The 23,883-nt window shown below is 69.9% G+C and carries 24 protein-coding genes; 16 read left to right on the plus strand and 8 right to left on the minus strand.

Annotation, left to right across the window (positions count from 1 at the left end):
- Positions 1 to 9 precede the first annotated feature (9 nt).
- From mtrB to hpf, 4 genes are all read left to right on the plus strand, one after another.
- Complete coding sequence (gene mtrB, locus JOE53_RS02650; RefSeq protein WP_016463363.1) at positions 10 to 1,680, plus strand: MtrAB system histidine kinase MtrB; 1,671 nt, start codon at positions 10 to 12, stop codon at positions 1,678 to 1,680.
- Positions 1,677 to 3,371 (plus strand): LpqB family beta-propeller domain-containing protein, encoded by a 1,695-nt coding sequence (locus tag JOE53_RS02655; RefSeq protein WP_204946711.1) that lies wholly within the window; start codon positions 1,677 to 1,679, stop codon positions 3,369 to 3,371. The genes mtrB and JOE53_RS02655 overlap by 4 nt, the downstream gene beginning before the upstream one ends.
- Positions 3,372 to 3,467: 96 nt before the next feature.
- A complete protein-coding gene (locus JOE53_RS02660) occupies positions 3,468 to 4,136 on the plus strand; it encodes a ComF family protein (RefSeq protein WP_204946712.1) in 669 nt (222 codons plus the stop codon).
- A gap of 150 nt (positions 4,137 to 4,286) precedes the next feature.
- The gene (hpf, locus tag JOE53_RS02665) at positions 4,287 to 4,949 is read left to right on the plus strand and encodes a ribosome hibernation-promoting factor, HPF/YfiA family (RefSeq protein ID WP_005048298.1); all 663 of its coding nucleotides are present in this window, start codon (positions 4,287 to 4,289) and stop codon (positions 4,947 to 4,949) included.
- A 134-nt stretch (positions 4,950 to 5,083) separates the two neighbouring features.
- On the opposite strand, the gene JOE53_RS02670 is transcribed toward hpf, so the two are convergent.
- Positions 5,084 to 6,415, minus strand: coding sequence for a hypothetical protein (locus tag JOE53_RS02670; protein WP_204946713.1), 1,332 nt, complete (start codon positions 6,413 to 6,415; stop codon positions 5,084 to 5,086).
- A gap of 143 nt (positions 6,416 to 6,558) precedes the next feature.
- Here JOE53_RS02670 and secA point away from each other — a divergent pair, with 143 nt between their 5' ends.
- Both secA and JOE53_RS02680 read left to right on the plus strand, forming a co-directional pair.
- Positions 6,559 to 9,351: a preprotein translocase subunit SecA gene (secA, locus tag JOE53_RS02675; protein WP_016463359.1), complete on the plus strand. Its 2,793-nt coding sequence runs from the start codon at positions 6,559 to 6,561 to the stop codon at positions 9,349 to 9,351.
- A gap of 69 nt (positions 9,352 to 9,420) precedes the next feature.
- Entirely contained in the window at positions 9,421 to 10,644 is a 1,224-nt protein-coding gene (locus JOE53_RS02680; protein WP_204946714.1) for a pyridoxal phosphate-dependent aminotransferase, read from the plus strand.
- A 36-nt stretch (positions 10,645 to 10,680) separates the two neighbouring features.
- On the opposite strand, the gene JOE53_RS02685 is transcribed toward JOE53_RS02680, so the two are convergent.
- Positions 10,681 to 11,139: an Rv3235 family protein gene (locus JOE53_RS02685; RefSeq protein WP_016463358.1), complete on the minus strand. Its 459-nt coding sequence runs from the start codon at positions 11,137 to 11,139 to the stop codon at positions 10,681 to 10,683.
- 152 nt (positions 11,140 to 11,291) lie between these two features.
- On the opposite strand from JOE53_RS02685, the gene JOE53_RS02690 reads away from it, so the two are divergent.
- Complete coding sequence (locus tag JOE53_RS02690; RefSeq protein ID WP_204946715.1) at positions 11,292 to 11,894, plus strand: hypothetical protein; 603 nt, start codon at positions 11,292 to 11,294, stop codon at positions 11,892 to 11,894.
- 23 nt (positions 11,895 to 11,917) lie between these two features.
- Here the strand turns inward: JOE53_RS02690 and JOE53_RS02695 are convergent, their stop codons facing one another.
- Complete coding sequence (locus JOE53_RS02695; RefSeq protein WP_005048309.1) at positions 11,918 to 12,199, minus strand: helix-turn-helix domain-containing protein; 282 nt, start codon at positions 12,197 to 12,199, stop codon at positions 11,918 to 11,920.
- 98 nt (positions 12,200 to 12,297) lie between these two features.
- Between JOE53_RS02695 and JOE53_RS02700 the strand changes: the two genes are divergently transcribed.
- Genes JOE53_RS02700 through JOE53_RS02710 form a run of 3 tightly spaced genes read left to right on the plus strand, consistent with a single transcriptional unit; the run spans position 12,298 to position 15,755 of the window.
- Entirely contained in the window at positions 12,298 to 12,927 is a 630-nt protein-coding gene (locus JOE53_RS02700) for a hypothetical protein (protein ID WP_204946716.1), read from the plus strand.
- The gene (locus JOE53_RS02705; protein ID WP_204946717.1) at positions 12,924 to 14,213 is read left to right on the plus strand and encodes an AAA family ATPase; all 1,290 of its coding nucleotides are present in this window, start codon (positions 12,924 to 12,926) and stop codon (positions 14,211 to 14,213) included. The genes JOE53_RS02700 and JOE53_RS02705 overlap by 4 nt, the downstream gene beginning before the upstream one ends.
- A 48-nt stretch (positions 14,214 to 14,261) precedes the next feature.
- Positions 14,262 to 15,755 carry a sensor histidine kinase gene (locus JOE53_RS02710; protein WP_036285785.1) on the plus strand — a complete coding sequence of 498 codons (1,494 nt, stop codon included), beginning with the start codon at positions 14,262 to 14,264 and terminating at the stop codon, positions 15,753 to 15,755.
- Between the two features lie 61 nt (positions 15,756 to 15,816).
- On the opposite strand, the gene JOE53_RS02715 is transcribed toward JOE53_RS02710, so the two are convergent.
- Positions 15,817 to 16,065, minus strand: coding sequence for a WhiB family transcriptional regulator (locus tag JOE53_RS02715; RefSeq protein ID WP_005048317.1), 249 nt, complete (start codon positions 16,063 to 16,065; stop codon positions 15,817 to 15,819).
- Between the two features lie 213 nt (positions 16,066 to 16,278).
- Between JOE53_RS02715 and JOE53_RS02720 the strand changes: the two genes are divergently transcribed.
- Positions 16,279 to 16,671, plus strand: coding sequence for a histidine kinase (locus tag JOE53_RS02720; protein ID WP_204946718.1), 393 nt, complete (start codon positions 16,279 to 16,281; stop codon positions 16,669 to 16,671).
- A 15-nt stretch (positions 16,672 to 16,686) separates the two neighbouring features.
- Here the strand turns inward: JOE53_RS02720 and bcp are convergent, their stop codons facing one another.
- Genes bcp through aroA form a run of 3 tightly spaced genes read right to left on the minus strand, consistent with a single transcriptional unit; the run spans position 16,687 to position 19,567 of the window.
- Entirely contained in the window at positions 16,687 to 17,154 is a 468-nt protein-coding gene (gene bcp, locus JOE53_RS02725) for a thioredoxin-dependent thiol peroxidase (RefSeq protein ID WP_204946719.1), read from the minus strand.
- A gap of 15 nt (positions 17,155 to 17,169) precedes the next feature.
- Positions 17,170 to 18,210, minus strand: coding sequence for a ribosome small subunit-dependent GTPase A (rsgA, locus tag JOE53_RS02730; protein WP_204946720.1), 1,041 nt, complete (start codon positions 18,208 to 18,210; stop codon positions 17,170 to 17,172).
- Between the two features lie 22 nt (positions 18,211 to 18,232).
- Complete coding sequence (gene aroA / locus JOE53_RS02735) at positions 18,233 to 19,567, minus strand: 3-phosphoshikimate 1-carboxyvinyltransferase (RefSeq protein ID WP_204946721.1); 1,335 nt, start codon at positions 19,565 to 19,567, stop codon at positions 18,233 to 18,235.
- A 95-nt stretch (positions 19,568 to 19,662) separates the two neighbouring features.
- Between aroA and JOE53_RS02740 the strand changes: the two genes are divergently transcribed.
- The gene (locus JOE53_RS02740; RefSeq protein WP_061683361.1) at positions 19,663 to 20,391 is read left to right on the plus strand and encodes a sigma-70 family RNA polymerase sigma factor; all 729 of its coding nucleotides are present in this window, start codon (positions 19,663 to 19,665) and stop codon (positions 20,389 to 20,391) included.
- Positions 20,388 to 20,633, plus strand: a complete 246-nt coding sequence (locus JOE53_RS02745; RefSeq protein WP_036317410.1) for a zf-HC2 domain-containing protein — start codon at positions 20,388 to 20,390, stop codon at positions 20,631 to 20,633. Before JOE53_RS02740 ends, JOE53_RS02745 begins: the two co-directional genes overlap by 4 nt.
- Before the next feature lie 43 nt (positions 20,634 to 20,676).
- Here the strand turns inward: JOE53_RS02745 and JOE53_RS02750 are convergent, their stop codons facing one another.
- The gene (locus JOE53_RS02750; protein ID WP_204946722.1) at positions 20,677 to 21,585 is read right to left on the minus strand and encodes a diacylglycerol kinase; all 909 of its coding nucleotides are present in this window, start codon (positions 21,583 to 21,585) and stop codon (positions 20,677 to 20,679) included.
- Positions 21,586 to 21,713: 128 nt separating this feature from the next.
- Here JOE53_RS02750 and JOE53_RS02755 point away from each other — a divergent pair, with 128 nt between their 5' ends.
- From JOE53_RS02755 to JOE53_RS02765, 3 genes are read left to right on the plus strand one after another with little or no spacing between them, the layout of a single operon-like run.
- Complete coding sequence (locus tag JOE53_RS02755; RefSeq protein WP_204946723.1) at positions 21,714 to 22,259, plus strand: DUF3060 domain-containing protein; 546 nt, start codon at positions 21,714 to 21,716, stop codon at positions 22,257 to 22,259.
- 16 nt (positions 22,260 to 22,275) lie between these two features.
- Positions 22,276 to 22,992, plus strand: a complete 717-nt coding sequence (locus JOE53_RS02760) for a response regulator transcription factor (protein ID WP_204946724.1) — start codon at positions 22,276 to 22,278, stop codon at positions 22,990 to 22,992.
- A complete protein-coding gene (locus tag JOE53_RS02765) occupies positions 22,989 to 23,876 on the plus strand; it encodes a sensor histidine kinase (RefSeq protein ID WP_204946725.1) in 888 nt (295 codons plus the stop codon). Before JOE53_RS02760 ends, JOE53_RS02765 begins: the two co-directional genes overlap by 4 nt.
- The last annotated feature ends 7 nt before the right edge of the window (positions 23,877 to 23,883 follow it).

The following is a 23,883-nucleotide window of genomic DNA, read 5'->3' on the forward strand; positions in this document are numbered from 1 at the left end:
CGGCCGCTCATGACGCCGCAGACGGCGACCGTGCCGACGTTGACCGGCTGGCGCGATTGGCGCAGCTGGCCTCGCCGGGTGGCGTACGCCTGGACCCGGTCGCTGCGTTTTCGCACGCTCGTCATCACGATCGGTGCGACGGCTCTCGCCATCCTCATCGCCTTCGTCGCGATGGCGCTTGCGATCCAGAACGATCTCTTCGAGTCCCGCGTCCAGCAGGTGCAGGAAGCCGTGCAGCGCGCCACGCAGTCCACCCAGCAGACACTCAACGCCGCTCAGATCGATGGCGACGGCGCCGCCTTGCAGTCGCTCTGGAACAATGCGACCGACTCGATCGCCCGCCAAGCCGGCACCGACATGATCGCCGCGTTCCGCATTTCGGATGAGCCGTCGACGATCGCCCCGCAGGACTTCCAGCGCGGCGGGCTGAACGCAGGATTGATCACGCCCGGGCTGCGCGGCGCCGTTCAAGGTGACAGCCAGAAGCGCTGGTGGCAGTCCGTCGGTCTGCCGGCAGCCGACGGCAGTACGGTGCCCGGGATCATCGTCGGGCAGCAGCTCGAGTTTCCCGAGGTCGGTGCCTACGAGTTCTACTTCGCCTACGACTTCGCCCCGGAGCAGCAGACCCTGCAGTTCGTCCAGATCACGCTGTGGCTCGTCGGTGCCGGGCTGGTGCTCCTGATCGCCGCGATCTCCTCCTTCGTGCTGCGCTCGGTGACCGTCCCGATCGCCGAGGCCGCCGAAACGAGTGCGACCCTCGCCGCCGGCGATCTCGCCGTGCGTCTGCCGGTACGGGGTGAGGACGAGTTCGCGATCCTCGGCCGCTCGTTCAACGCGATGGCCGACAGCATCGAATCCCAGATCAAGGAGCTCGCCGAGCTCTCGCTCGTGCAGCAGCGCTTCGTCTCCGACGTGTCCCATGAGCTGCGCACACCGTTGACGACGATCCGCCTGGCCAGCGACATGCTCAACGATCAGCGCGACTCCTTCGATCCGACCACCGCCCGCGCCGCGGAGCTGCTGCATGCACAGGTGCAGCGCTTCGAGACGCTTCTGACCGACCTGCTGGAGATCAGCCGCTACGACGCGGGGTCGGTGCAGCTGGAGTATGAGCCGACCAGCCTCGCGCATCTCGCCGAGGACGTCATCGCCTCGATGCAGCAGTTGGCCGATCAGCACGGGACGGATGTGCGCCTGGTCGCTCCGGGAGGCTACTCTCCGGTCGATATGGATCCCCGCCGCGTCCGCAGGGTCGTGCGCAACCTGCTCGGCAACGCCATCGAGCACGGCGAGGGCCGTCCCATCGTCGTCACCGTGGACAGCAACCAGCGGGCGGTTGCGATCGGTGTCCGTGACTATGGACTCGGCATGAGCGCCGCCGACGCCGAGCGCGTGTTCGACCGCTTCTGGCGCGCCGACCCGTCGCGCAAGCGCACGATCGGCGGCACGGGATTGGGGCTGTCGATCGCGCTCGGCGATGCGAAGCTGCACGGGGGCACTCTGGCTGTCTGGTCGGATCTCGGCCGCGGCACGAACTTCGTGCTGACGCTGCCGCGGCAGGGTCAGCCCATCGACGGCTCGTCACCCGTTGCCCTCGACCCGGGCGAGGACGGCGTCTCGCTCGACGACCTCGGCTTGACGCAGCCGATCACCGTATTCGACAAGGGGGGACGCTCATGAGTCTTCGGCGTCTGCGCCGGGCGAGCATCACCGTGCTCGCGGGGGCGCTCATGGTGGCCCTCGCCGCGTGCGCGGGGCTGCCGACCTCCGGACCGGTCAACCCGGGCGTGCGGATCGTGGACGACGGGACCTCCGGTGACATCGCGTTCATCCCGAAGGGGCCGGTGAAGGACGCCACGCCCCAGCAGATCGTCGAGGGCTTCATCGCGGCCGGTACCGGCCCCACCAACAACTGGGAGACGGCGCAGCAGTTCCTCGCCCCCAGCTACAAAGGCACCTGGAAGCCGCAGGCCGGCGTCACGATCTACGCGTCCGGGCAGCGCACCCTGCAGCAGAGCGCATCCGGCGACATCGTGCTGACGGTCTCGCCGGTGGCGACGGTGGATGCCACGGGGGAGATGAGCCCGGCATCCGACAACGGCCCCATTCCCCTGACCTTCAAGCTCGCTCAGCAGGACGACGGGCAGTGGCGGATCACCCAGGCGCCCGACGGGATCGTGCTCGACAAAGCCCAGTTCCTGGCCGTGTTCGGGAACTACTCGCTGATGTACTTCGATCCGACGTGGACCTACCTGGTGCCCGACGGGCGGTGGTTCCCTCGGTACTACGCCGCCACCAACATCGCTCAGGGCCTCGTCGACGGTGCGCCCGCGCCCTGGCTGCGCGGCGCGGTCGTGAGCGCGTTCACCGACGGTGCGCGACTGGAGCTGACCTCTGTCCCGCGCCAGTCCAACGTCGCGCAGGTGACCCTGCAGGACGGCGCCCGCTCGCTCGACCAGACCGCGCTGAACCGCATGCAGACCCAGCTCGAGGCGAGCCTGGACGTCCCCGGGATCACGAGCGTGGACATGCTGCTTCCCGGGGGCCAGCAGCTGACGGCCCAGCGTGTGGACGTGCGTTCCACCGCGGTGGCGGCCAACCCCTTGGTTCGCACCGATGACGCCTTCGGTTTCGTATCGGGCACGACCATCTCGCCGATCGCGGGGCTCTCCGACGCGCTGATGCAGATCTCGGCGACCGACATCGAGGTCAATGCCGATCGCACCGCCGCCGCTGTCCGCGACGTGTCGGGAGCGGTTCTCGAGGTCCCCGCCGACGGCCCCATCCGCCGCCTCGACACGCGTCCGGATCTCGTCGCTCCCTCCATCGATCCCGCGGGATACGTGTGGTCGGTGCCGTCGGACGCGCCCGGATCGGTGATCGCGTACGCACCGGGCGGCACCGCCGTTCCGATGTCCGGGGGATGGGCGGGCGCCTCCGCGGTCATCGCGCAGCGCGTCTCACGCGACGGGACGAGACTCGTCGCCGTGGTGCGCGACGGTGACCGCTACGCCGTATGGGGGGCGGGGATCCAGCGGGACCGCACCGGGGCGCCCACCGCGCTCGCGTCTCCCGTGAAGAAGCTCGCGACGCTGTCGGATGCCGCAACGGATCTCACCTGGCTCGATGCGAGCACCCTCGGCGTGCTCGCCGGCACCGGGCAGGACCAGTACGTCGAGGCGGTGCACGTGGGCGGCTTCCCGGACGCGCCGATCCGTACGCCCGGGGACACCTCGACGCTCTCGGGGCAGACGTCGAACGCGAGCGTGAGTGACACCGACGGCGAGCTCTATGCGCAGCGGGGTGCCAACTGGCAGCAGCTGATGGGGGGCGTCCGGGTACTGGCGGTGCAGCAGGGGATGCCGCGCTGAGGCGGATCCTCCTCCCCGCGTCGCGCTGAGAGAGCGCTCCTCCACAGATGCGCATCGGGGTCCCCGCACGTGACGTGCATTCGACACGGTGGCATCATGCTCGATCCGGCTTGGCTCCGCGCACCCGTCTGGCGCCGCGTGGGCGACGCTGCGGCCGGGGCGCTCTCGCTGGTACTGCCCGTGTGGTGCGCGGGCTGCGATGAGCCAGACGTCGGTCTCTGCGTGCGCTGCCGTGAACTCCTTCTGCCACGGGTGCGCGCACGTTCGCTGCTGCCGGGGCTCGCCGTCTGCTCCGCACTGGATTTCTCCGGCGTGCCGGCGCGCGTCCTGCGCGCGTTCAAAGAGGACGGGCGTACGGGGCTGGCCCGACCGCTCGGCGGTGCCCTGGCCGCTGCTGTGGCGCGCGTCGAAGGCGCCGGCGCCGAGGTGGCGATCGTGCCCGTGCCCTCGTCGCGACGTGCGTTTCGCCGGCGAGGATACGAGACCAGCGCCCTGCTGGCGCGCCGGGGCGGTCTGGAGCCGCTGCGGGCGCTGAGCTCGCGCGGCGCGGTCGCCGACCAGCGTGGTCTCGGCCGCGAGGCGCGCGCGCAGAACGTCGCGGGAACCCTCCGGGCGCGCGGCGTTGCGGGGCTGTCCGTCATCGTCGTCGACGACGTGCTGACCACCGGCGCGACGTTGCGCGAGGCCGCGCGAGCCCTGACGGCCGGCGGTGCGCGCGTGATCGGGGCCGCGACCGTCGCTGCCACCGCCCGACACGCCCCGTGAGCGCGGATCCATTGCGGATCCTCAGGGGATCGGTCCGTTACTCCCGGGATTGGCGCGTGACAGTACCGCCGCACCCCGATAGCGTGGGAGAGACCAAGGCGAACTCAGGGTCCGCCCTTGACCGGCCGGACCCGGAACAAGGAGGTCAGGATGGAAACCAGCATCGTCGGCGTGGGTGTGAGCATCTCGGATCGTTTCCGCACCGTCACCGAAGAGAAGTCCGTCCGCATCGGAACGCTGTCCCCCCGAGCGCAGCGTCTCGACGTCAAGGTCACGCACCGCGCGTATCACAATGGAAGCCGCGAAGAGGAGACGGTCGAGCTGACCGTCACGGGCAAGGGCCCACTCGTGCGTGCGGAGGCCACCGACAGCGACAAGTTCACGGCGCTCGACATGGCGGTCGACAAGCTCGCCGAGCAGCTGCGTCGTGCCAAGGACAAGCGCGTGGACGCCCGAAACCACCCGCGTGGCGCCAAGCTCGACAAGGGGAGCGGTGCGCTGTCCGGCATCGATGTGCAGCCGGCATCCGTGGAGACGCTGCGTGCTGTCGCGACCGGCGAGATCCCGATCGCCGTCGGCGACGAGGGCGAGGACGACTACACCCCGGTCGTGATCCGCACCAAGAACTTCGACGCCGAGTGGATGACGGTCGAAGAAGCCGTCGACCGCATGGAGCTCGTCGGACACGACTTCTTCCTCTTCATCGACGCCCGCACCGACCACCCGAGTGTCGTCTACCGCCGCAAGGGCTGGGACTACGGCGTGATCTCGCTCACGGCCAGCGCTCCGCCGGCCGCGGAGCTCGCGTCCTGACCGACCCGACCGGCCCCCGGAAACGGGGCGAGTGAACAGAATCGGATGCCGCCGCGCGCGGCATCCGGTTCTGTTTCTGCGATCCGATTCTGTTTCTCCGATCCGGGTCGGCACGTGCGCCGGGCGGGGCGAACTCAGTCGAAGATGCCGTCCAGGATGCTGCCGATCACGAGGCCGCCGAGGATGCCGCCGACCATGTCGCCGCCGCTTCCGCCGCGCCGGCTGCCTCCCCATCCGCCACCATTTCCCCAGCCGCCGTCATTCGGGCGGGAGGAGTCGATGTCGCGCTGGGCCAGCTGCAGAGCCTCCGCCGCCAGCTGCCCGCATCGACGGGCGTCGGCGAGGGCCTGTTCACGATCGTCCTCGCCGATGGGCTGTGCGCTCAGCGCCGCCAGGTCCAGACGGATCCGTTCCGCTTCGGCCAGACGGGTACGCGCATCGGCTCCGATCCACCCTCGATGGCCGGAGATGACGCTGCGGGCGACGCCGAGCTGGCGGTCCGCGTCGTCGATCGCGTGCCGCACGTGCGTCTCCGGGGGAGCGGGGTTGGCCAGCCGGGCGCGGGCCTTCGCGACCGCGGCATCCAGGGCGGCGTTCGCCTCGCGCAGACGCGTGAGCTCGCCGAAGGGGTCGGGCAGCCCGCCGGCCGGGGTGAGGGCCATCAGCTCCTTCTCCAGCGTCGCCATCGCCGTCGCCACGGCGGGGATGCTCTGCAGCTCACGAGCGGCCACGAGGTCGCCGCGCGAATCCTCCACGATGGCGTCAAGCGTGGATTCGGCACGCAACGCCTCCACTTCGAAGGCGTCCACGGCATCCAACAGGGTGGTCGCGCGGCGCACCGCCTCCATCGCCGTCTCCAGCGCGAGGTTCGCCTGCTCCCGCTGACCACTCTCGCGTCGTGCCGTGGAGACATCGGCGCCGTGCGTGGCGAAGGCGAAGAGCTGGGCAGCTTCGGTGGCGTTCTTCTCGATGCGTCGCACCGCGGCAGGCGCGTACCGGGCGTGCACGCGCGCGAGAGTCGCCTCGGCGCGTTCGAGTCGCTGTGTGCCCCGTTCGACGTCGGCGCGGATGCCGGCGATGATCTCCGGAGCGCGGCGGGCGCGCTCGACGGGCTCGGCGAGAGCTTGGAGGCGATCGTCGAGGAGCTCCTGTGCCCAGTCGCACAGCTGGATGATGCGCGCGTTGCGCGTGCGCAGCTCCTCGGGGGTGTCCGGGATGTGGTCGTGGTTGAGCTGATTCAGCTGGAACGCCTCGCCCATGTGGCTGCGAACCGCCTTCAGTGCCTCGCGGAGGCTCTGCGTGGGCTCGATGCCCAACTCGATCTCGGCGAAGACGAGCTCATCCTCCGCGGTGCGCAGCCGCTCATCGATCGCGACGAGGGCCGCGTCCGCCCGGCGGCCGAGTTCGGCATCCTCCGCTGCCCGCTGCTCGCGTTCCTGCTTGCGTGCGCCCCAGAATCCGGCCATGTCACGATCCTATGCGCGTGTTTTCGAGGTCTCGCGCAGGTAAGCAAAGTCACAGCCAGGTAACATGGCCCCGTATGCCGTGCCTTCGCGCGCGGTCGAGGCGGCGTCGCGCGTCGCCCGCACCCGATAGATGGAGATGCTCCGTGGCCAACCCTCTCGAGAAACTGCTCCGCGCCGGCGAAGGACGCATCCTGCGGCGGCTTCAGCAGGTCGTGAAGGCGGTCGGCGCCCTGGAAGAGGACTACGCGCAGCTGACCGACGAGGAGCTGCGCGGGGAGACCGCCGAGCTGCGCGCCCGTCACGAGGCGGGAGAGAGCCTCGACAAGTTGATGCCGGAGGCCTTCGCGGCCGTGCGCGAGGCCGCCAAGCGCACGCTCGGCCAGCGTCCGTACGACGTCCAGATCATGGGTGGCGCGGCGCTGCATCTCGGCAACATCGCGGAGATGAAGACCGGTGAGGGAAAGACGCTGACCGCGACCTTCGCGGTCTACCTCAACGCCATCGCCGGCAAGGGCGTGCACGTCATCACCGTCAACGATTTCCTCGCGTCGTATCAGGCCGAGCTCATGGGTCGCGTCTACCGCGCACTCGGCATGTCGACCGGCACGATCGTCGCCGGGCAGACACCCGAGGTGCGCCGTGAGCAGTACAACGCCGACATCACCTACGGCACGAACAACGAGTTCGGCTTCGATTACCTGCGCGACAACATGGCCTGGCAGAAGCAGGACCTCGTCCAGCGCGGTCACTTCTTCGCGATCGTCGACGAGGTCGACTCGATCCTCATCGACGAGGCGCGCACGCCGCTCATCATCTCCGGCCCGTCCTCCGGCGAGGCGAACCGCTGGTTCGTCGAGTTCGCGAAGATCGCGAAGACTCTCGAAGCCGGCGTCGACTACGAGGTCGACGAGAAGAAGCGCACGATCGGTGTTCTCGAGCCCGGCATCGAGAAGGTGGAGGACTACCTCGGCATCGACAACCTGTACGAATCGGCCAACACCCCGCTCATCTCCTTCCTGAACAACTCGATCAAGGCGCTGGCGCTGTTCAAGCGCGACACCGACTACGTCGTGATGAACGACGAAGTCATGATCGTCGACGAGCACACCGGCCGCATCCTGGTCGGGCGCCGGTACAACGAGGGCATCCACCAGGCGATCGAGGCCAAGGAGAACGTCCCGGTCAAGGCAGAGAACCAGACACTCGCGACGGTGACGTTGCAGAACTACTTCCGCCTGTACGAGAAGCTCGCCGGCATGACCGGCACCGCCGAGACCGAGGCGGCAGAGTTCATGTCGACCTATAAGCTCGGCGTCGTCCCGATCCCGACGAACAAGCCGATGATCCGCAAGGACCAGCCCGACCTCGTCTACAAGAACGAGCAGGCGAAGTTCGCTCAGGTGGTGGAGGACATCGCGCGCCGTCATGAGAGCGGGCAGCCGGTGCTCGTCGGTACCGTCAGCGTCGAGAAGAGCGAGTACCTCTCGCGCCTGCTCGCCAAGAAGGGCATCAAGCACGAGGTCCTCAACGCCAAGAACCACGCGCGTGAGGCCGAGATCGTCGCTCGCGCCGGTCGCCTCGGCGCCGTCACCGTCGCCACCAACATGGCCGGCCGCGGCACCGACATCATGCTCGGCGGCAACGCCGAGTTCCTGGCGGTGCAGGAGGTCAAGGCGAAGGGACTGGACCCCGTCGAGACGCCCGACGAGTACGACGCCGCATGGACCGAGACCTACGCCGCGATGCGCGACATCGTCGCCGAAGAGGCGACGAAGGTCGTCGAGGCCGGCGGACTGTACGTCCTCGGAACCGAGCGTCATGAGTCCCGCCGTATCGACAACCAGCTGCGCGGCCGCTCGGGCCGTCAGGGCGACCCCGGCGAGAGCCGCTTCTATCTGTCGCTGACCGACGACCTGATGCGCCTGTTCCAGTCCGGCGCCGCCGAGGCGATCCTCGCCCGCACGAACTTCCCGGACGATGTCGCGATCGAGTCGACCATGGTTTCGCGCGCGATCAAGAGTGCGCAGTCGCAGGTGGAAGCCCGCAACGCGGAGATCCGCAAGAACGTGCTCAAGTACGACGACGTCCTCAACCGCCAGCGCGAGGCGATCTACGCCGACCGCCGGCAGATGCTCGAGGGCGACGACCTCTCCGACCGCGTCCACCACTTCATCGAGGACGCCATCGGCGCGATCATCGACGACCACACCGGTACGGGCCACAACGAGAGCTGGGACTTCGACGCGCTGTGGACGGAGCTGAAGACGCTGTACCCGGTGTCGGTGACGATCGACGAGGTCGTCGCCGAGAGCGGCAGCAAGGGCCGCGTCACGCCCGAGGTGCTCAAGCGCGAGATCCTCTCCGACGCGAAGATCGCGTACGCGGCGCGCGAGGAGAAGCTCGGTGAGCCCGCGATGCGCGAGCTCGAGCGGCGGGTCGTGCTGCAGGTGCTCGACCGCCGGTGGCGCGATCACCTCTACGAGATGGACTACCTCAAGGACGGCATCGGCCTGCGCGCGATGGCACAGCGCGATCCGCTGATCGAGTACCAGCGCGAGGGCTACGAGATGTTCCAGACGATGATGGGGCAGATCAAGGAGGAGTCCGTCGGCTTCCTCTACAACCTCGAGGTCGAGGTGCGTCAGAGCGGCGAGGAGGTCGAGGCGAAGGGCCTGCAGGTCGCGCCCTCGGTCGAGAACCAGAAGCTCCAGTACACGGCCGCCAACGATGCGGGCGAGGTTGAGGTCCGCAACGACCGCGGACAGGTGCAGCAGGCGGCGACGAGCAAACTCCGCCAGCAGAGCGCGCCCTCCGAGCAGGCCTCGCCCGCCGCCGAGGCTCCGCGCGGGGCATTCGGGCAGCGCACGGATGCCGCGGCATCCGCGCCTGCGGCGAACAACCGCGCCGAGCGTCGGGCCGCCGGCAAGAAGAAGTAGTCGCCGGTCGGCGCTGTCCGGGCCACCGGTCGGCGATTGGCCTCGTCGGGGCGGCGATATCCTGATCCGATGAGTCCCCGCATCCTCGACCAGTCATCCAAGCTCAAGGACGTTCTCTACGAGATCCGTGGAGCCGCCCTTGTCGAAGCTGACCGGCTCGAGGCCGACGGCCACCGCATCCTCAAACTCAACACCGGCAATCCCGCCGTGTTCGGCTTCGAGGCGCCGTACCAGATCGTGCGCGACATGATCGAGGCGGTCCCGCACGCACACGGCTACAGCGACAGCCGCGGCATCATGTCGGCGCGCCGCGCCGTCGTGTCGCGGTACGAGCAGGTTCCCGGGTTCCCGACGTTCGATCCGGACGATGTCTACCTGGGTAACGGTGTCTCCGAGCTGATCACCATGACCATGCAGGCGCTGCTGGACAGCGGCGACGAGGTTCTCATCCCCGCTCCGGACTATCCGCTGTGGACGGCCATGACGAGCCTGGCCGGAGGCACTCCCGTGCACTACCGCTGCGACAACGAGAACGGGTGGCAGCCCGACCTCGAAGACATCCGGTCGAAGGTGACGCCGGCCACGAAGGCGATCGTCGTCATCAACCCGAACAACCCGACCGGGGCGGTGTACTCCCGTGAGGTGCTCGAGGAAATCGTGGAGATCGCCCGGGAGCACTCGCTGTTGCTGCTCAGCGACGAGATCTACGACCGCATCCTGTTCGACGACGCCGTGCACATCCCGCTCGCCACGCTCGCTCCGGATCTGCTCTGCCTGACCTTCAACGGCCTGTCCAAGACGTATCGCGTGGCCGGGTACCGCTCGGGCTGGATGGTCATCACCGGCCCCAAGAAGCACGCCACCGGGTTCCTGGAGGGCATCCAGCTGCTCGCCTCGACGCGGCTGTGTCCCAATGTGCCCGCTCAGCACGCGGTGCAGGCTGCGCTGTCCGGTGTGCAGTCGATCGACGCGCTGATCGCTCCCACCGGACGGCTCCATGAGCAGCGGGATGCCGCCTTCGAGGCTCTCACCGCGATTCCGGGGGTGCAGTGCCACAAGCCGCGCGGCGCCCTCTACGCGTTCCCCCGACTCGATCCTGAGATCTACGAGATCCACGACGATGCCAAGTTCGTCTACGACTTCCTCGTCGCCGAGCACGTGCTGCTCGTGCAGGGAACAGGCTTCAACTGGCCGACGCCGGATCACTTCCGGATCGTGACGCTGCCGGAGGCGCGCGTGCTCACCGAGGCGATCGAACGGCTCGGCAACTTCCTCTCCTCGTACCGGCAGTAGGGATCGGCGACAGCGCCGGCCCCGTTCTGCGGATGGTCACAGAAGCGCGAGGGACGTGGCGCGCCAGCGCCCGTCCCAGCCCTCCAAGCGGAGGGCGACGGCGCGGGTGCGCGCCGGTCCTGCCACGATGACCACTCCCTCGATGACGCCGTCGGCGGGGGAGGAATGACGTGTCGAGAGGATGTGGTGCACGGGGCGGGCCGGCGCGACGCCTCGGGCGCTGCGTGCGCGAGCCGACAGATTGGCTCGTGTGATCAGAGCACGAAACGCGTCCTCGCCGAACCAGCGTGCGAGTTGATCGACCTCGCGCACCCCGGCGAGCGCTTCGAGGACGCCGATGGTCAGGTTCTTCAGCAGCGGCTCCGGGGCGGGCAGCGCGTCGGTACCGGTGCGCTGGGGGGCGAAGTACTCGGCGACCTCCAGGGCGGAGCCGCGCCGCGGTGTCGAAACGCTCCGCCGGGTCGTGCCGGCAGCGTCGGGGGATGCGGTGGCCATGCGCCGTCCTCCTCTGTCGTCGTCTGCCCGGTCGGGCGTCTGACGAGTACAGCACAGCCCACGCACAGGGTGGATGAGAATCCTCCAACCTGTGGAGAGGCTCCTGTGGACAGAATCGGCGGGCGGCGGCATCCCTCCTCTAGGGTCACCGCGTGCGCTGGGACCGCTTCTTCGAGGATCTGGAAGACCAACTCGACTCCGAGTGGGAGGCTGAGCGCGCCGCCCTGGACACCGAAGCGGAGCGCCTGCGTCTGGCGCGCATCCCCGTCCGCGATCGGCTCGTGGTGCTCGCGGAGACCGCCGATGTCGCCGTCGGCCTCGAGCTCACGGACGGTACGACGCTGTCGGGGACCGTCACGCGCGTCGGATCGGACTGGGTCGCCGTCACCGTGGAGGGCGGATCGTCGGGCACGGTCTGGATCGTGCCCATGGCCGCCGTGGCGACCATGGCGCTCGCCACGCAGCAGCTTCTCGGCAGTGTGCGCGCCGCTCATCCCGGCGGCGCACTCGCGCAGCGCATGTCCCTGGGCTTCGTCGTGCGCGATCTCGTCCGCCGGCGCATCCCGGTGACGGTGCATCTCGTGACGGGGCGCGCATTGTCGGGCACGATCGACCGCGCCGGCGCCGATCATCTCGATCTCGCACTGCACGAGATCGGTGGGGTGCGCCGCGCCGATCAGGTGCGCGGCTTCCGGATCGTTCCGTTCGCGGCGGTGGCCGCGATGCGGATGGATGCGCTCGTCGACCTCGTCTGACGGTATCGACGGGCCCGCGGCGATCAGTCCGGGTTGCGCACCGCGCCCCGACCCCACAGCTCGGGAAAACTCGCCGCATTCGATTCACGCCACAGGGCCATCCGCCGCGCGTCTTCCGCTTGATCGTCGAGGTAGACGGCGACGCTGCCGGCGTCGATGCGCCAGCGCGCCGGCGAGCCCGCCTTCATCCCTCGGAGTCGGCCGTCGATGACGAGAGCGACCACCTCGTCGACGGCGATCTGCAGCATCTCCGCCACTTGGGCGGGTGTCAGCAGGCGCGCGCCGGCGTCGGGCGATTCGGGCATGAGGCCATTATGCGGTCCGGCAGCCGAGGCCTCGCCGGTCCACGCCGCGCTGTGGATAACCAGCCCGCGCCGGCGGCACGCTGCGTCACCATATCGACATGAGCGACTCCGTCACGACCCGACCGCGCCCTCGCGCTTTCTGGGCAGACCTACGATTCCTCCTCGGGATCGCGCTGATCGTCGTCTCGGTGGCCGGCGTCTGGTTCGTGGTCGCCGCGGCGCGGCAGACGGCGCCCGTGTTCGCCGCCGCCACGACGCTGCTCCCGGGGGAGACCGTCGAATCCGCCGACCTGCGCGTGGTCGATGTCGCGCTCGGCCCGATTCACGATTCCTATGCGTCGCCGACGACGCTTCGGCCGGGAGCCGTCGCGACCCGTGTCGTGCGCGCCGGCGAGCTCGTGCCGAACGATGCGCTCGGCGACGCGGCCGGCGTGCGCAGCACCACCGTCGTCATCACGAGCGCGAGCGAGGTGCCCGCCACCGTCGGCACGGGATCATCGGTCGATGTCTGGGCCGCGGCGCCGCGGGAGCGCGGTGCCTACGACACGCCCCGCATCCTGGTCGGCTCCGCGACGGTCGCGTCGGTAGATCGCGACCGGTCGATGATGGGCGCGACCGCCGTCGCGGTCGAGATCGTGATCGACCGCGCCGACGTCGCCGCCACCCTCGCCGCGATCGCCGACGGGTCCAGCCTGTCGATCGTCCCCAGCGGCGGAGCGGGCTCATGAGCGTGCGCGTGGTGCTGGCGTCCGACCGGCTGGACACCCCCGTCGTCGTGGACGGTCTCCGCGACGACGATGCCGAGGTTCTTCTCGTCGTGGCAGCGGATGCTCCGGCGGATGCCGCCGCCGACGCCGTCACGGGCCGCGCCGCGGCGGAACTGCTCGGCGCGCTCGCCGCCGCCGACGTCCTCGCCGTCGACGCCGGCCGAGACACGCTGACTCCTCAGCTGGTCACCGTGTGCGACCGCTTCGGAGTGCGCATCGTCGCGGTCTGCGACGGCGCGGCCGATCGCCGACTCGCCGAGATGTTCGGCATCGCCACGTGCGCGCCGGACGGCGTCCGCACCGCGGTGCTGCACGCGGCGACCGCGCCGCCGACGGCGCCCCCGCGCGGTCGCATCATCGCGGTCTGGGGCCCCGCGGGCGCTCCGGGACGCACCACCATGGCCATCGAGATGGCCGCGGAGCTCGCCCGGGATGGGCGCCGTGTCGGCCTCATCGACGCGGACACTCATGCCCCATCGGTCGCGATGCTGACCGGGCTCGCCGACGAGGGGCCGGGCTTCGCCGCGGCCTGTCGAGCGGCGGAGCGCGGGACGTTGAGCGCCGCCGAGCTCGAACGGATCGCCCTGCCCCTCGGTGATGTCGCGGTTCTGGCGGGGATCAACCGGCCGGGGCGCTGGCCGGAGCTGTCCTCGGCGCGGGTCGGCGGTGCACTCGAGCAGTGTCGCACGTGGGTCGAGGATCTCATCGTCGACGTCGCGGCGCCGCTGGAGCGCGACGAGGAGATCGTGAGCGATGTGGAGGGCCCGCGTCGCAACGCCGCCACGCTCGCGGTCCTGGCCGCGGCCGACATCGTCGTCGCGGTCGTCTCCGCAGACCCCGTCGGCGTTGCACGCTTCGTCCGTGCGCATGCCGATCTGCGCGCCGCGGCCGGCGCCGCGCCCATCCACGTCCTGGTCAACAAGACGCGGACCTCGACGCTCGGGATCGACGCGCGATCGCAGGTGCGCCGCACGCTCGATCGCTACGTCGGCGTCGCCGCGTGCTGGTTCGTCCCGTGGGATCCGAAGGCTGCCGACGCCGCGGTCCTGCAGGCGCAGCCGGTGGGTCGTGTGGCGCCACGCTCCTCGCTGTCTGGGGCCGTTCGTCGTTTCGTCGGCGAGGCGATCGAGCCGCCTCCGGCGCGCGCAGCGGTGCGTCGATCGCGTGTGGCACCCGGCGCCGATACCGAGGGCCGGCGCAGGGACGCTCACCTCCGGACGCGACGCACTCTTCGCGGCGTGGCCTGAGGCGGCTCGGCCGCGTCACCGATGAACGATCTCGCCTAGGCTGGGTGCGTGTCGACGCTCAGCGATCTCGTCTATGCCCAGGGCCGATCCACGGGGGCTGACATCGAGTGGCTGCACCGCCTCGCCGGCGACGGCCAGCTCCTCGCCGACCTGGCCTTCGCCGACATCGTGATCTGGGTACCGACGGTGGACGACTCGTTCATCGCCGTCGCCCACACCCGGCCGAGCGGTGCGGCGACCCTGTTCTACCGGGACATCGTGGGCGACATGGTGCGCCCGCAGTGGCGCACGCAGGTTCGTGACGCGTTCACGCGGGTCGAGATCGTCGATTCGGCATCCCCGGACTGGTTCGAAGAGACCCCCACGCGTGTGCGCGCGGTGCCGATCGTGCGCGCGGCCGGCGCCGGTGAGCAGTCGCCCGTGGTGGTGGGCGTGCTCACGCGGCACACCAACCTCGGCGAGGCGCGCACCCCGTCACGCCAGCAGATCACCTTCAACGACTGCGCCGACGACCTCTTCGGCATGATCGCGAGCGCCGACTTCCCCGACCTCGCCGCACCGACTTCTCCACGACGGGGTGCCCCGCGCGCCTCCGACGGTCTGATCCGCATCGATGTCGACGGCACCACCACCTTCGCCAGCCCCAACGCCCTCTCCGCGTTCAACCGCCTCGGCTTCGACGACGAGCTCGAAGGGGAGTCCCTGCTCGAAGTGGCCACCGGCATCCTGCCGAAAGGGCGCGACTTCGATGAGTCGTTGCCGATCGTCATGGCCGGTCGTGCACCGTGGCGGGCCGACCTGGAGGCGCGCGGGGTCACGGTGTCACTTCGCACCATCCCGCTCAAGGACCACGGCACCCGGATCGGCGCCATCGTGCTGTGCCGGGACGTCACGGAGATCCGCCACCAGGAGCAGGAACTGATCACCAAGGATGCGACGATCCGGGAGATCCACCATCGCGTCAAGAACAACCTGCAGACGGTCGCGTCGCTGCTGCGCATCCAGTCGCGGCGCACGCACTCGGATGAGGCGCGCGACGCCTTGACGCATGCCATGCGCCGGGTCGCGGCGATCGCCGTGGTCCACGACACGCTGTCGGAGGGGCTCGCTCAGAACGTCGACTTCGACGACGTCTTCGATCGGGTGCTCAAGCTCGTCGCGGAAGTCGCCGCGTCGCCCAACACCCGCGCGCGTACGCGGAAGACCGGCACGTTCGGCACGCTGCCCAGCGAGTACGCCACGCCTCTCGCTCTTGCTCTCACAGAGCTCGTCACCAACGCCGTCGAGCACGGTCTGGTCGACCAGGAGGGCGAGGTCGAGATCATCGCGGAGCGCACCGAGGATCGACTCGGCGTGAAGGTGCGTGACACCGGCGTCGGCCTGCCGGAAGGGCAAGTCGGTCGGGGACTGGGCACGCAGATCGTCCGCACTCTCATTCAGGGCGAACTCAGCGGCACGATCGACTGGCACACGCTCGTCGGCTCGGGCACCGAGGTGACCATCGAGATCCCGATGCGCTACCTGGGGCGCACCCAGAGCTGAGCTCCAGCAACACCGGCGAGATCATCGTCGACGGTGCGAGCGGGAGCGGGCGGGCGCCGCCTCAGCTTGCGCGGCGGGCGCGGGCAGCGCGGCGCTTCAGAGCCCGGCGCTCGTCCTCGGACAGCCCGCCCCACACGCCCGAGTCCTGACCGGTCTCGAGGGCGTACTGCAGGCAGACCTCCGTGACGGTGCAGCGCGCGCACACGGACTTGGCTTTCTCGATCTGATCGACAGCAGGCCCGGTGTTCCCTACGGGGAAGAACAGCTCGGGGTCGACGGTCAGGCAGGCGGCTTTGTCGCGCCAATCCATAGGGGGTGCTCCTTGATGCGGGATGAGAAGTCGGGTGGGTGTGACGTCGGGCGTCGATTACCCTGATGGTGTGCGAGCAGACGCTCGCCCCACGCCACTGTGGGAGCACACGGATAGATCAATGCTCCCATGGTCATTCAGATGAATCAAGGGTGAACTCGGCATTTCCCCCGGCGTGTGCTGTGTACTGCCTGTATCGGAGGGCCTGCCCGCATGATGACGACGCCAGCAGAGCGGACCGGTTCGGCCATTCTGGCGCTGGAGGCGCTCGCCGTCCTCCTCGTGACCGGCTGGGAGATCGTTGCCCTGGTCACCGGCGACACCGACGACGCGGTCAGCTCGATCGCGCTCATCGTCCTCACGGCGATCGGGGCGGTGGCCCTCGCCGCCTTCGCGCTCGCCGTCTGGCGGGGTCATTCCTGGGGGCGGTCCGGGGGGATCGTCAGTCAGCTCCTGGTCATCGCGGTGGCGCTCGGCGCCATCACGGGCCCGACTCCGTCCGTCTCCACGGCGCTGCTCACAGCGATTCCCGCCGTCATCGGATTGGTCGCCCTCTTTCTCGCGGCCCGGACAGCCGCCGCGCGGCGCGGCGACGATCGCAGCTGAGGCGGACGCGACGGGTCAGCCGACGCCGAGCAGGGAGCGGACGCGGGCGACGTGCCCGGTGGCCTTGACGTTGTACAGAGCGTGCGTGACGAGACCCTCGGCATCCACGACGATCGTCGAGCGGATGACGCCCTCCACCGTCTTGCCGTAGTTCATCTTCTCGCCCCACGCGCCGTAGGCGTCGTGCACGGCGTGATCGGGGTCGCTGAGCAGCGGGTAGGTGAGACCGTCGCGTTCGCGGAAGCGGCGCAGGGTCGCTGTGTCGTCGCGCGAGACGCCCATCACCGCGTAGCCCGCCGCCTGCAGCGGTGCCAAGCTGTCGCGGAAGTCGCAGGCTTCCGTCGTGCACCCGGGCGTCATGGCGGCGGGGTAGAAGAACAGGATGATCGGGGTGCCGCGCAGATCGTGAAGGCTGACCGGTGCGTCGTCCTGATCGACGAGCGTGAAGTCGGGGGCGGGGGTACCGGGTTCGAGGCGTGCCATAGCCACAGCCTACGATCAGGCGAAGGTGGAGAGCAGACGTTGCAGCGAATCCAGTCGCGCCGCTCCGCGCTCGCCCAGCCGTCCCTCGGCCACCGCCTCGATCAGTGCGCAATCGGGCGCGTCGGGAAGATGCGTGCAGCCGCGAGGACACTCCTCGGCGATGACCGCCAGATCCGTGAAGGCGCGGAGGATGTTCGCCGGGTCGACGTGTCCGAGCCCGAACGACCGCACGCCGGGGGTGTCGATCACCCAGCCGCGCCCCTCCGCCGTCACGTAGCGCAGCGACACCGTCGAACTCGACGTGTGACGGCCTCGGCCGGTGACCTCGTTCACGTGGCCCGTTGCGCGATCGGCCGTGGGGACGAGGGCGTTGACCAGCGTCGACTTGCCGACACCGGAGTGGCCGACGAAGACGGTCGAGTGGCCGATCAGGCGTCGCCCGATTTCCTCGACGGGCATCTGGCCGCGGCCGCTCGTGAAAATCTCCAGATCGTCCACGCCCTCGAAGTGCGCAACGAAGGAGGCGGGATCGGCCAGGTCGGTCTTGGTCACGACCAGGAGCGGATGGATGCCGGCGTCCAGAGCCGCGATGAGGTAGCGGTCGACTAGCCGAGGCCGCGGCTCGGGATCGGCGGCGGCGACGACGACGAGCATCTGGTCGGCGTTGGCGACCACGACCCTCTCCACCTGGTCGGTGTCGTCGGCGCTGCGCCGCAGGAGCGATGTGCGCTCCTCGAGCCCGACGATGCGCGTCAGAGTGCCCTCATCGCCGCTGGTGTCGCCCACGACGCGCGCACGGTCGCCGGTGACGATCGGCTGCTTGCGCAGTTCGCGCGCCCGGGCGGCGAGAGCGGTGTGCTCGTCGGGACCGTCTTCGTCGATCAACACGGTGTAGCGGCCCCGGTCGACGCCGAGCACCCGACCGATCACCGCATCAGCGTGGGCGGGGCGCCGTTTCGTGCGCGGGCGATTCGCCTTCGGATTGGGGCGTACCCGGATGTCGGTCTCGTCGAACTCGAGTTCGTCGTCATCGTCGTCGAGATCGAGCCAGCTCATTGCACGCCTCGCACCGGCCGGCTCAGTCGTTCGCAGACCCGGACAGCATCCCGCTCCACAGGGCGGGAAACTCCGGCATGGTCTTCGCGGTGGTCTCGATGTGGTCGACCTCGACGCCGGGCACGCGCAAGCCGATGAGGGCGCCGGCTGTGGCGATGCGGTGATCGTGGTGCGCGCGCCACAGGCCGCCATGCAGGGGAGCAGGCACGATGCGGATGCCGTCGGCAAGCTCCTGTGCGCTTCCGCCGAGTGCCTCCAGGTTGCCGATGAGCGCGTCGATGCGGTTCGTCTCGTGGCCGCGGATGTGTCCGATGCCGTGGAGGGTCGTCGGGGCGTCGGCGAAGGCGGCCAGCGCGAACAGGGTCGGCGTCAGCTCGCTCGCCGCGCTCAGGTCGAGGTCGACGCCGGCGATGCGGGGACCGCCGGTCACGGTGAGAGCGCCGCCGCGGCGGGTTGCCCGCCCGCCCAGGAGAGTGAGGATCTCGGGCAGGAGCGCGCCGGGCTGTGTCGAACTCGCGGGCCACCCGGGGATCGTCACCGAGCCCTCCGTCAGCATCGCCGCAGCGAGGAAAGGCGCCGCGTTCGACAGATCCGGCTCGATCGCGGCGTCGCGTCCGCGCAGGGTGCCAGCGGGAACGACCCACTCAGTGGGTGTGGGGTGCTCGACCTGGATGCCGCGACGCGCGAGCGTCTCGATGGTCATGTCGATATGGGGGACCGACGGGAGGCGCTCGCCGGAGTGGATGAGGTGAAGGCCCACGTCGAAGCGGGGCGCGGCCAGGAGCAGTCCGGAGACGAACTGGCTCGAGCCGCTCGCGTCGATCGTGACCTCGCCGCCACGGATGTGCCCGCGCCCGCGGACCGTGAAGGGCAGCGACCAGGTGCCACCGTCGTCGATGTCGGCACCGATCTCGCGTAGAGCCTTGATCATCTCGCCCATCGGGCGGTGCAGGGCGCTCGGGTGTGCCGTGAGGGTGACGTCGCCGTGGGCCAGTCCGGCGAGGGGGGCGATGAAGCGCATGACGGTGCCGGCCTGACCGCAATCGATCTCGACGTCACCGCGGAAGGATGCCGGAGGGGTCACCAGCAGGTCGGGTCCGAACCGACCGGAGCCGGGCACCTCGGAGACCTCCACGCCCAGTGCGCGCAGCGCCGCGATCATGCGTTCCGAGTCCTCGGAGTGCAGGGGTGAGGTGAGCGTGCTGGGGCCGTCGGCCAGTGCGGCGAGGACGAGCTTGCGGTTGGTGAGCGACTTCGAGCCGGGCACCGAGACCGTCGCATGCACGGCCTCGTCCGCACGCGGCGCCGGCCAGGGAGAACCTGCCGGCGGAAGAGGGGAATACCCGGTGACTGTCATCGGGTTCTACCCTAACGAACCCGTCCGACAGTGCCGCCTTCGGCGCGACGGGTGCAGCCTGCCGAACGGTGGACGCCGACGAAGAGAGGAGCCCCGTGACCGCGACACTCGCACCCCTGGTGCCGGACATCGCCGACGTAGACTGGGCCCTGATGGAAGAGCACGCGGCCCTCGAGTCGCCGACCCCCGAAACCCCGGCCACAGACCTCGTCCCGGCGGACGAGGTCGACAGCGCCGCGGACGCCCGTGCGCAGTTCGAGCAGCAGGCGCTGCCGTTCATGGATCAGCTGTACGCCGCGGGCATGCGGATGACGCGCAACCCGGCGGATGCGGCCGATCTGGTGCAGGAGACGTTCGTCAAGGCCTTCGCATCCTGGTCCTCTTTCACGCAGGGCACGAACCTCAAGGCGTGGCTGTACCGCATCCTGACGAACACGTACATCAACACGTACCGCAAGAAGCAGCGCGAGCCCTATCAGGGCACGATCGACGATCTCGAGGACTGGCAGCTCGGCGGCGCGGAGTCCACGACCGCCACCAGGAGCCGCTCGGCGGAGGCGGAGGCGATCGACCACATGCCGGCATCCGCGGTCAAGGACGCGCTGCAGTCGATTCCGGAGGATTTCCGTCTCGCGGTGTACCTCGCCGACGTCGAGGGCTTCGCGTATCAGGAGATCGCGGACATCATGAAGACCCCCATCGGCACGGTCATGAGCCGCCTGCATCGTGGCAGGCGCATGCTGCGTGACCTCCTCGCCGACTACGCGCGCGAGCGCGGCATGGACGTGCCGGTGCCCGCGACTTCATCAGGGAGCAAGAAATGAGTGACTGCGGCTGCGACAAAGCCCGCAAGGACCTGGAAGAGTACCTCCGCAACGAGGTCTGCAAGACCGAGCACGCCGACATCCGCGCGCACCTGGAGAACTGTCCGTCCTGCCGCGACGAGGCGCTGGTGGCCACGACGCTGACCGCCGTCGTCGCACGGGCCTGCAAGGAGACGGCTCCCGAGGAGCTGCGCGACCAGGTCTTGGCCCGCTTGCGCGCGGAGCAGGCGAGCCACCACTGACCGCAACCGTCGGATCGGTTCGTGACCCGGCCCGGAAACGAGATCAGTGCGGCGCCGGCGCGAAGACGCGGAGCGCACCGGGAACGACGTCGATCTCCAGTGGCAGCATCCCCACCGCATCGCCGTCGGCGTAGGCGGTGGTCGCGGGCGCGGACAGTCGCACCCGCCGTACGCGTGCGGCGACGACCTCGTCCAGGCCGGCATGCGTGCCGCGGTAGACGCGGGGCAGCAGCCGGAGCAGGCGCGTCCGTCCGAGCGGGCGCACGAGCGTGACGTCGAGCAGGCCGTCGGCGAGGTCGGCATCCGGACAGATGGGGATGCCGCCGCCATAGGTCGGGCCGTTGCCCACCGTCGCCATGAGCAGGTCCTCGCCGCGGCGTTCGATCGTGCCGTCGTCGTGCTCGAGCCCCACCTCGAAGGCGACGCAGCGCAGTCGCAGGAACTCGATGAGGATCGCGAGGTCGTAGCGGACGTGGCCGCGGGGCCAGCGCATGCGGTTGGCGCAGTCGTTCACCCGCGAGTCGAATCCGCTCGCCAGCACGGTCGCGTACAACGACGTCGAGCCGTCCGCGCGACGCACGCGCGCGAGATCGATCGTGCGTGTGGACCCCGCCGCGACGGCTTCGGCGGCTCCGCGCGCGTCGCGCTCGCGCAGCCCGAGGGCGGTCGCCACGTCGTTACCGGTGCCCGTCGGTACGATGCCGAGGGGGATGCCGGTTCCCGCGAGCTCCTGCGCGGCGAGATTGACCGTGCCGTCCCCGCCCGCGACGAGCACGGCATCGGCACCCGCCTGGAGGGCGAGGCGCAGCAGGTCGGTGGACTCGACGGCGCTGCCGCCCGCGATCAACGTCGTGCGGATGCCGTGGGCACGCAGGAGCGCGGCGACGTCCTCCGCGGCGTGGGTGCGCGCGGAGGCGCGGGCCGTCGGATTGACGAGGAGTGCGACGTCCATGTCGTCCTGTCGGAAGGTCGGCCGGTGCGAGCTCGGCGGCGTGCGGGTGTTCGCCTCATCATGCCCTGTCGCAAGATCGCGACACGGTCGCGACGCGGCTGCGACATCCGTTTCGTAACGTTGTCTGCATGAACACGGTACGCCGCCCTCTCGCTCTGTCCTTCGCGCTCCTGATCGCGGGCTGCGCACTCGCCGGCTGCAGTGTCCGGGTGTCCGACGCCGGCGCCGCGACCTCTACGGCCGCAGATACGGCCGCATCCACGTCTCCGACGGCAGCGGCGCCCTCGCCGTCGCCGAGCGACAGCGCGAACGTGCGCGGTGTCGTCGATGACGAGCGCATGGCGAAGCTGCAGCGCAGTCGCTGGAGCGACAAAGTCACGCAGCACGTGGCGTGCGTGGACGGCGCGTACACGGTCGACCGCAACGCCGACGCACTGGTCGTGGAGGTGACAGGCGACTGCCGGGAGGTCACGATCCTGGCCTCGGCGGCCACCGTCCTGCTGCCCGCCGTCGACGAGCTCAGCGTTCAGGGCGACGGGAACATCGTCATCGTCGCCGCGGCCCGCGAGATCGTGCTGGATGCGGGAGCGGACGCGAACCTCGTCGGCTGGGAGAGCGGCACGGCTGTCGTCAAGGATGCCGGCACCCTCAACGGCACGACGCCGATCTCCTGATCGGTACGATCCGTTCATGACCTCCGCGCCGCCGCGTCTGCTCCTCGTCGACGATGAGAGCTCGATCACCGACGGCCTCGCCCCGTTCCTCACCCGGAGCGGCTTCGAGGTGCGCGTTGCGGCGGACGGGCAGCAGGCGTGGGACATGGTCTCGCACTGGGTTCCCGACATCATCGTCAGCGATGTGATGATGCCGGTGCTGGACGGTCGGGAGTTCGTTCGCCGGCTGCGCGCGGCCGGAGACAGCACGCCGGCGATCCTGCTCACGCGGGTCGGAGAGTCGGGCGAGCGTTCGGCCGCGCTCGAAGAAGGCGCCGACGACTACCTCAACAAGCCGTTCGACCCGCAGGAGCTCGTTGCCCGCGCACGCGCGGTGCTGCGCCGCGTCGCCGCGGGAGCCGCCCCGTTGGTCACGTCGCAGACGCTCGTCACCGACGGCCTGAGACTGGATCGCACCGGACGTCGCGTCTGGCGGGGGGACGCCGAGGTGCCGTTGACCCCGAAGGCGTTCCAGCTGCTGGAGTACCTCATGGCGCGCCCTGGCGAGGTGCACGCGCGCGAGAGACTGCTGTCGGCACTGTGGGGCTTCGACTTCGCCTCGCACACGCGAGCGGTCGACCACCGTGTCGCGGAGCTGCGGTCTGCTCTCGGCGACGACGCGACGGACCCGCGCTACGTGGAGACCGTTGCGGGTGTCGGCTATCGGTTCCGTGCCGAGGTGCGCCGCGCATGAACACTCGCGTCGGGGTGCTGGTTCTCGCCGCTGCCGCTGTCGTCTCAGCCGGTGCCGCCGTCGCCGGCGTCATCGGAGGAGACCGGCGATCGATCGTGGTCGAGGCCGGCGTTCCGGCCGTAGGCGTGGGCGCCGCGGTCCTGTTCGCCGCGGCGGCCGCGGCTCTCGCTCTCGCGGCTCACCGCCGGAGTCGTCTCCTCGAGACGACACGGCTCACCACGCGCGACACGGCGGCCTCGGAGCACCGACGCTTTCTCGCTCGACTCGACCACGAGTTGAAGAATCCCGTGACGGCGATCCGCGTCGCCGTCGCCGCGAGCGAGGCCGATACGCCCCAGCTCGCGACCATCGATGCCCAGACGGCCCGGCTCTCGCGGCTGGTCGCCGACCTTCGCAAACTTTCCGAACTGCAGACGTCCGAGGTCGAGCGCTCGCGTGTGTCGGTCTCCGCGCTGGTGACGGACGTCGTCGACGCGGTCCGCGACGCTCACGGGCGCGAGGTGGCGGTGACCCTGCCGGCGGCGCCCTGGCCGCTGCCGGACGTGGTGGGCGATCCCGACCTGTTGTTCGTGGCTCTGTTCAATGTGGTGGCGAACGCGGCCAAGTACTCCGAGCCGAGCGATGTGATCGAGATCCGCGGCGACGAGAAGCACGGTGCCGTCGTCCTCGACGTCGCCGACACCGGCCGCGGCATCCCCGCCGACGAGATCGATGCGGTCTTCGACGAGTTGGCTCGGGGCCGAAACGCGCGTGATCGCGCAGGCAGCGGTTTGGGCCTGGCACTCGTGCGCACCATCGTCGACAGACACGGCGGCGAGGTCACGATCGCCTCCCGCGAGGGCGACGGCACGCGTGTGCGCCTGGCGCTGCCCGCCGCCGGATGAGCGGCAG

The organism is Microbacterium laevaniformans, assembly GCF_016907555.1.
In the GTDB taxonomy this organism is placed as follows: Bacteria; Actinomycetota; Actinomycetes; order Actinomycetales; family Microbacteriaceae; genus Microbacterium; species Microbacterium laevaniformans.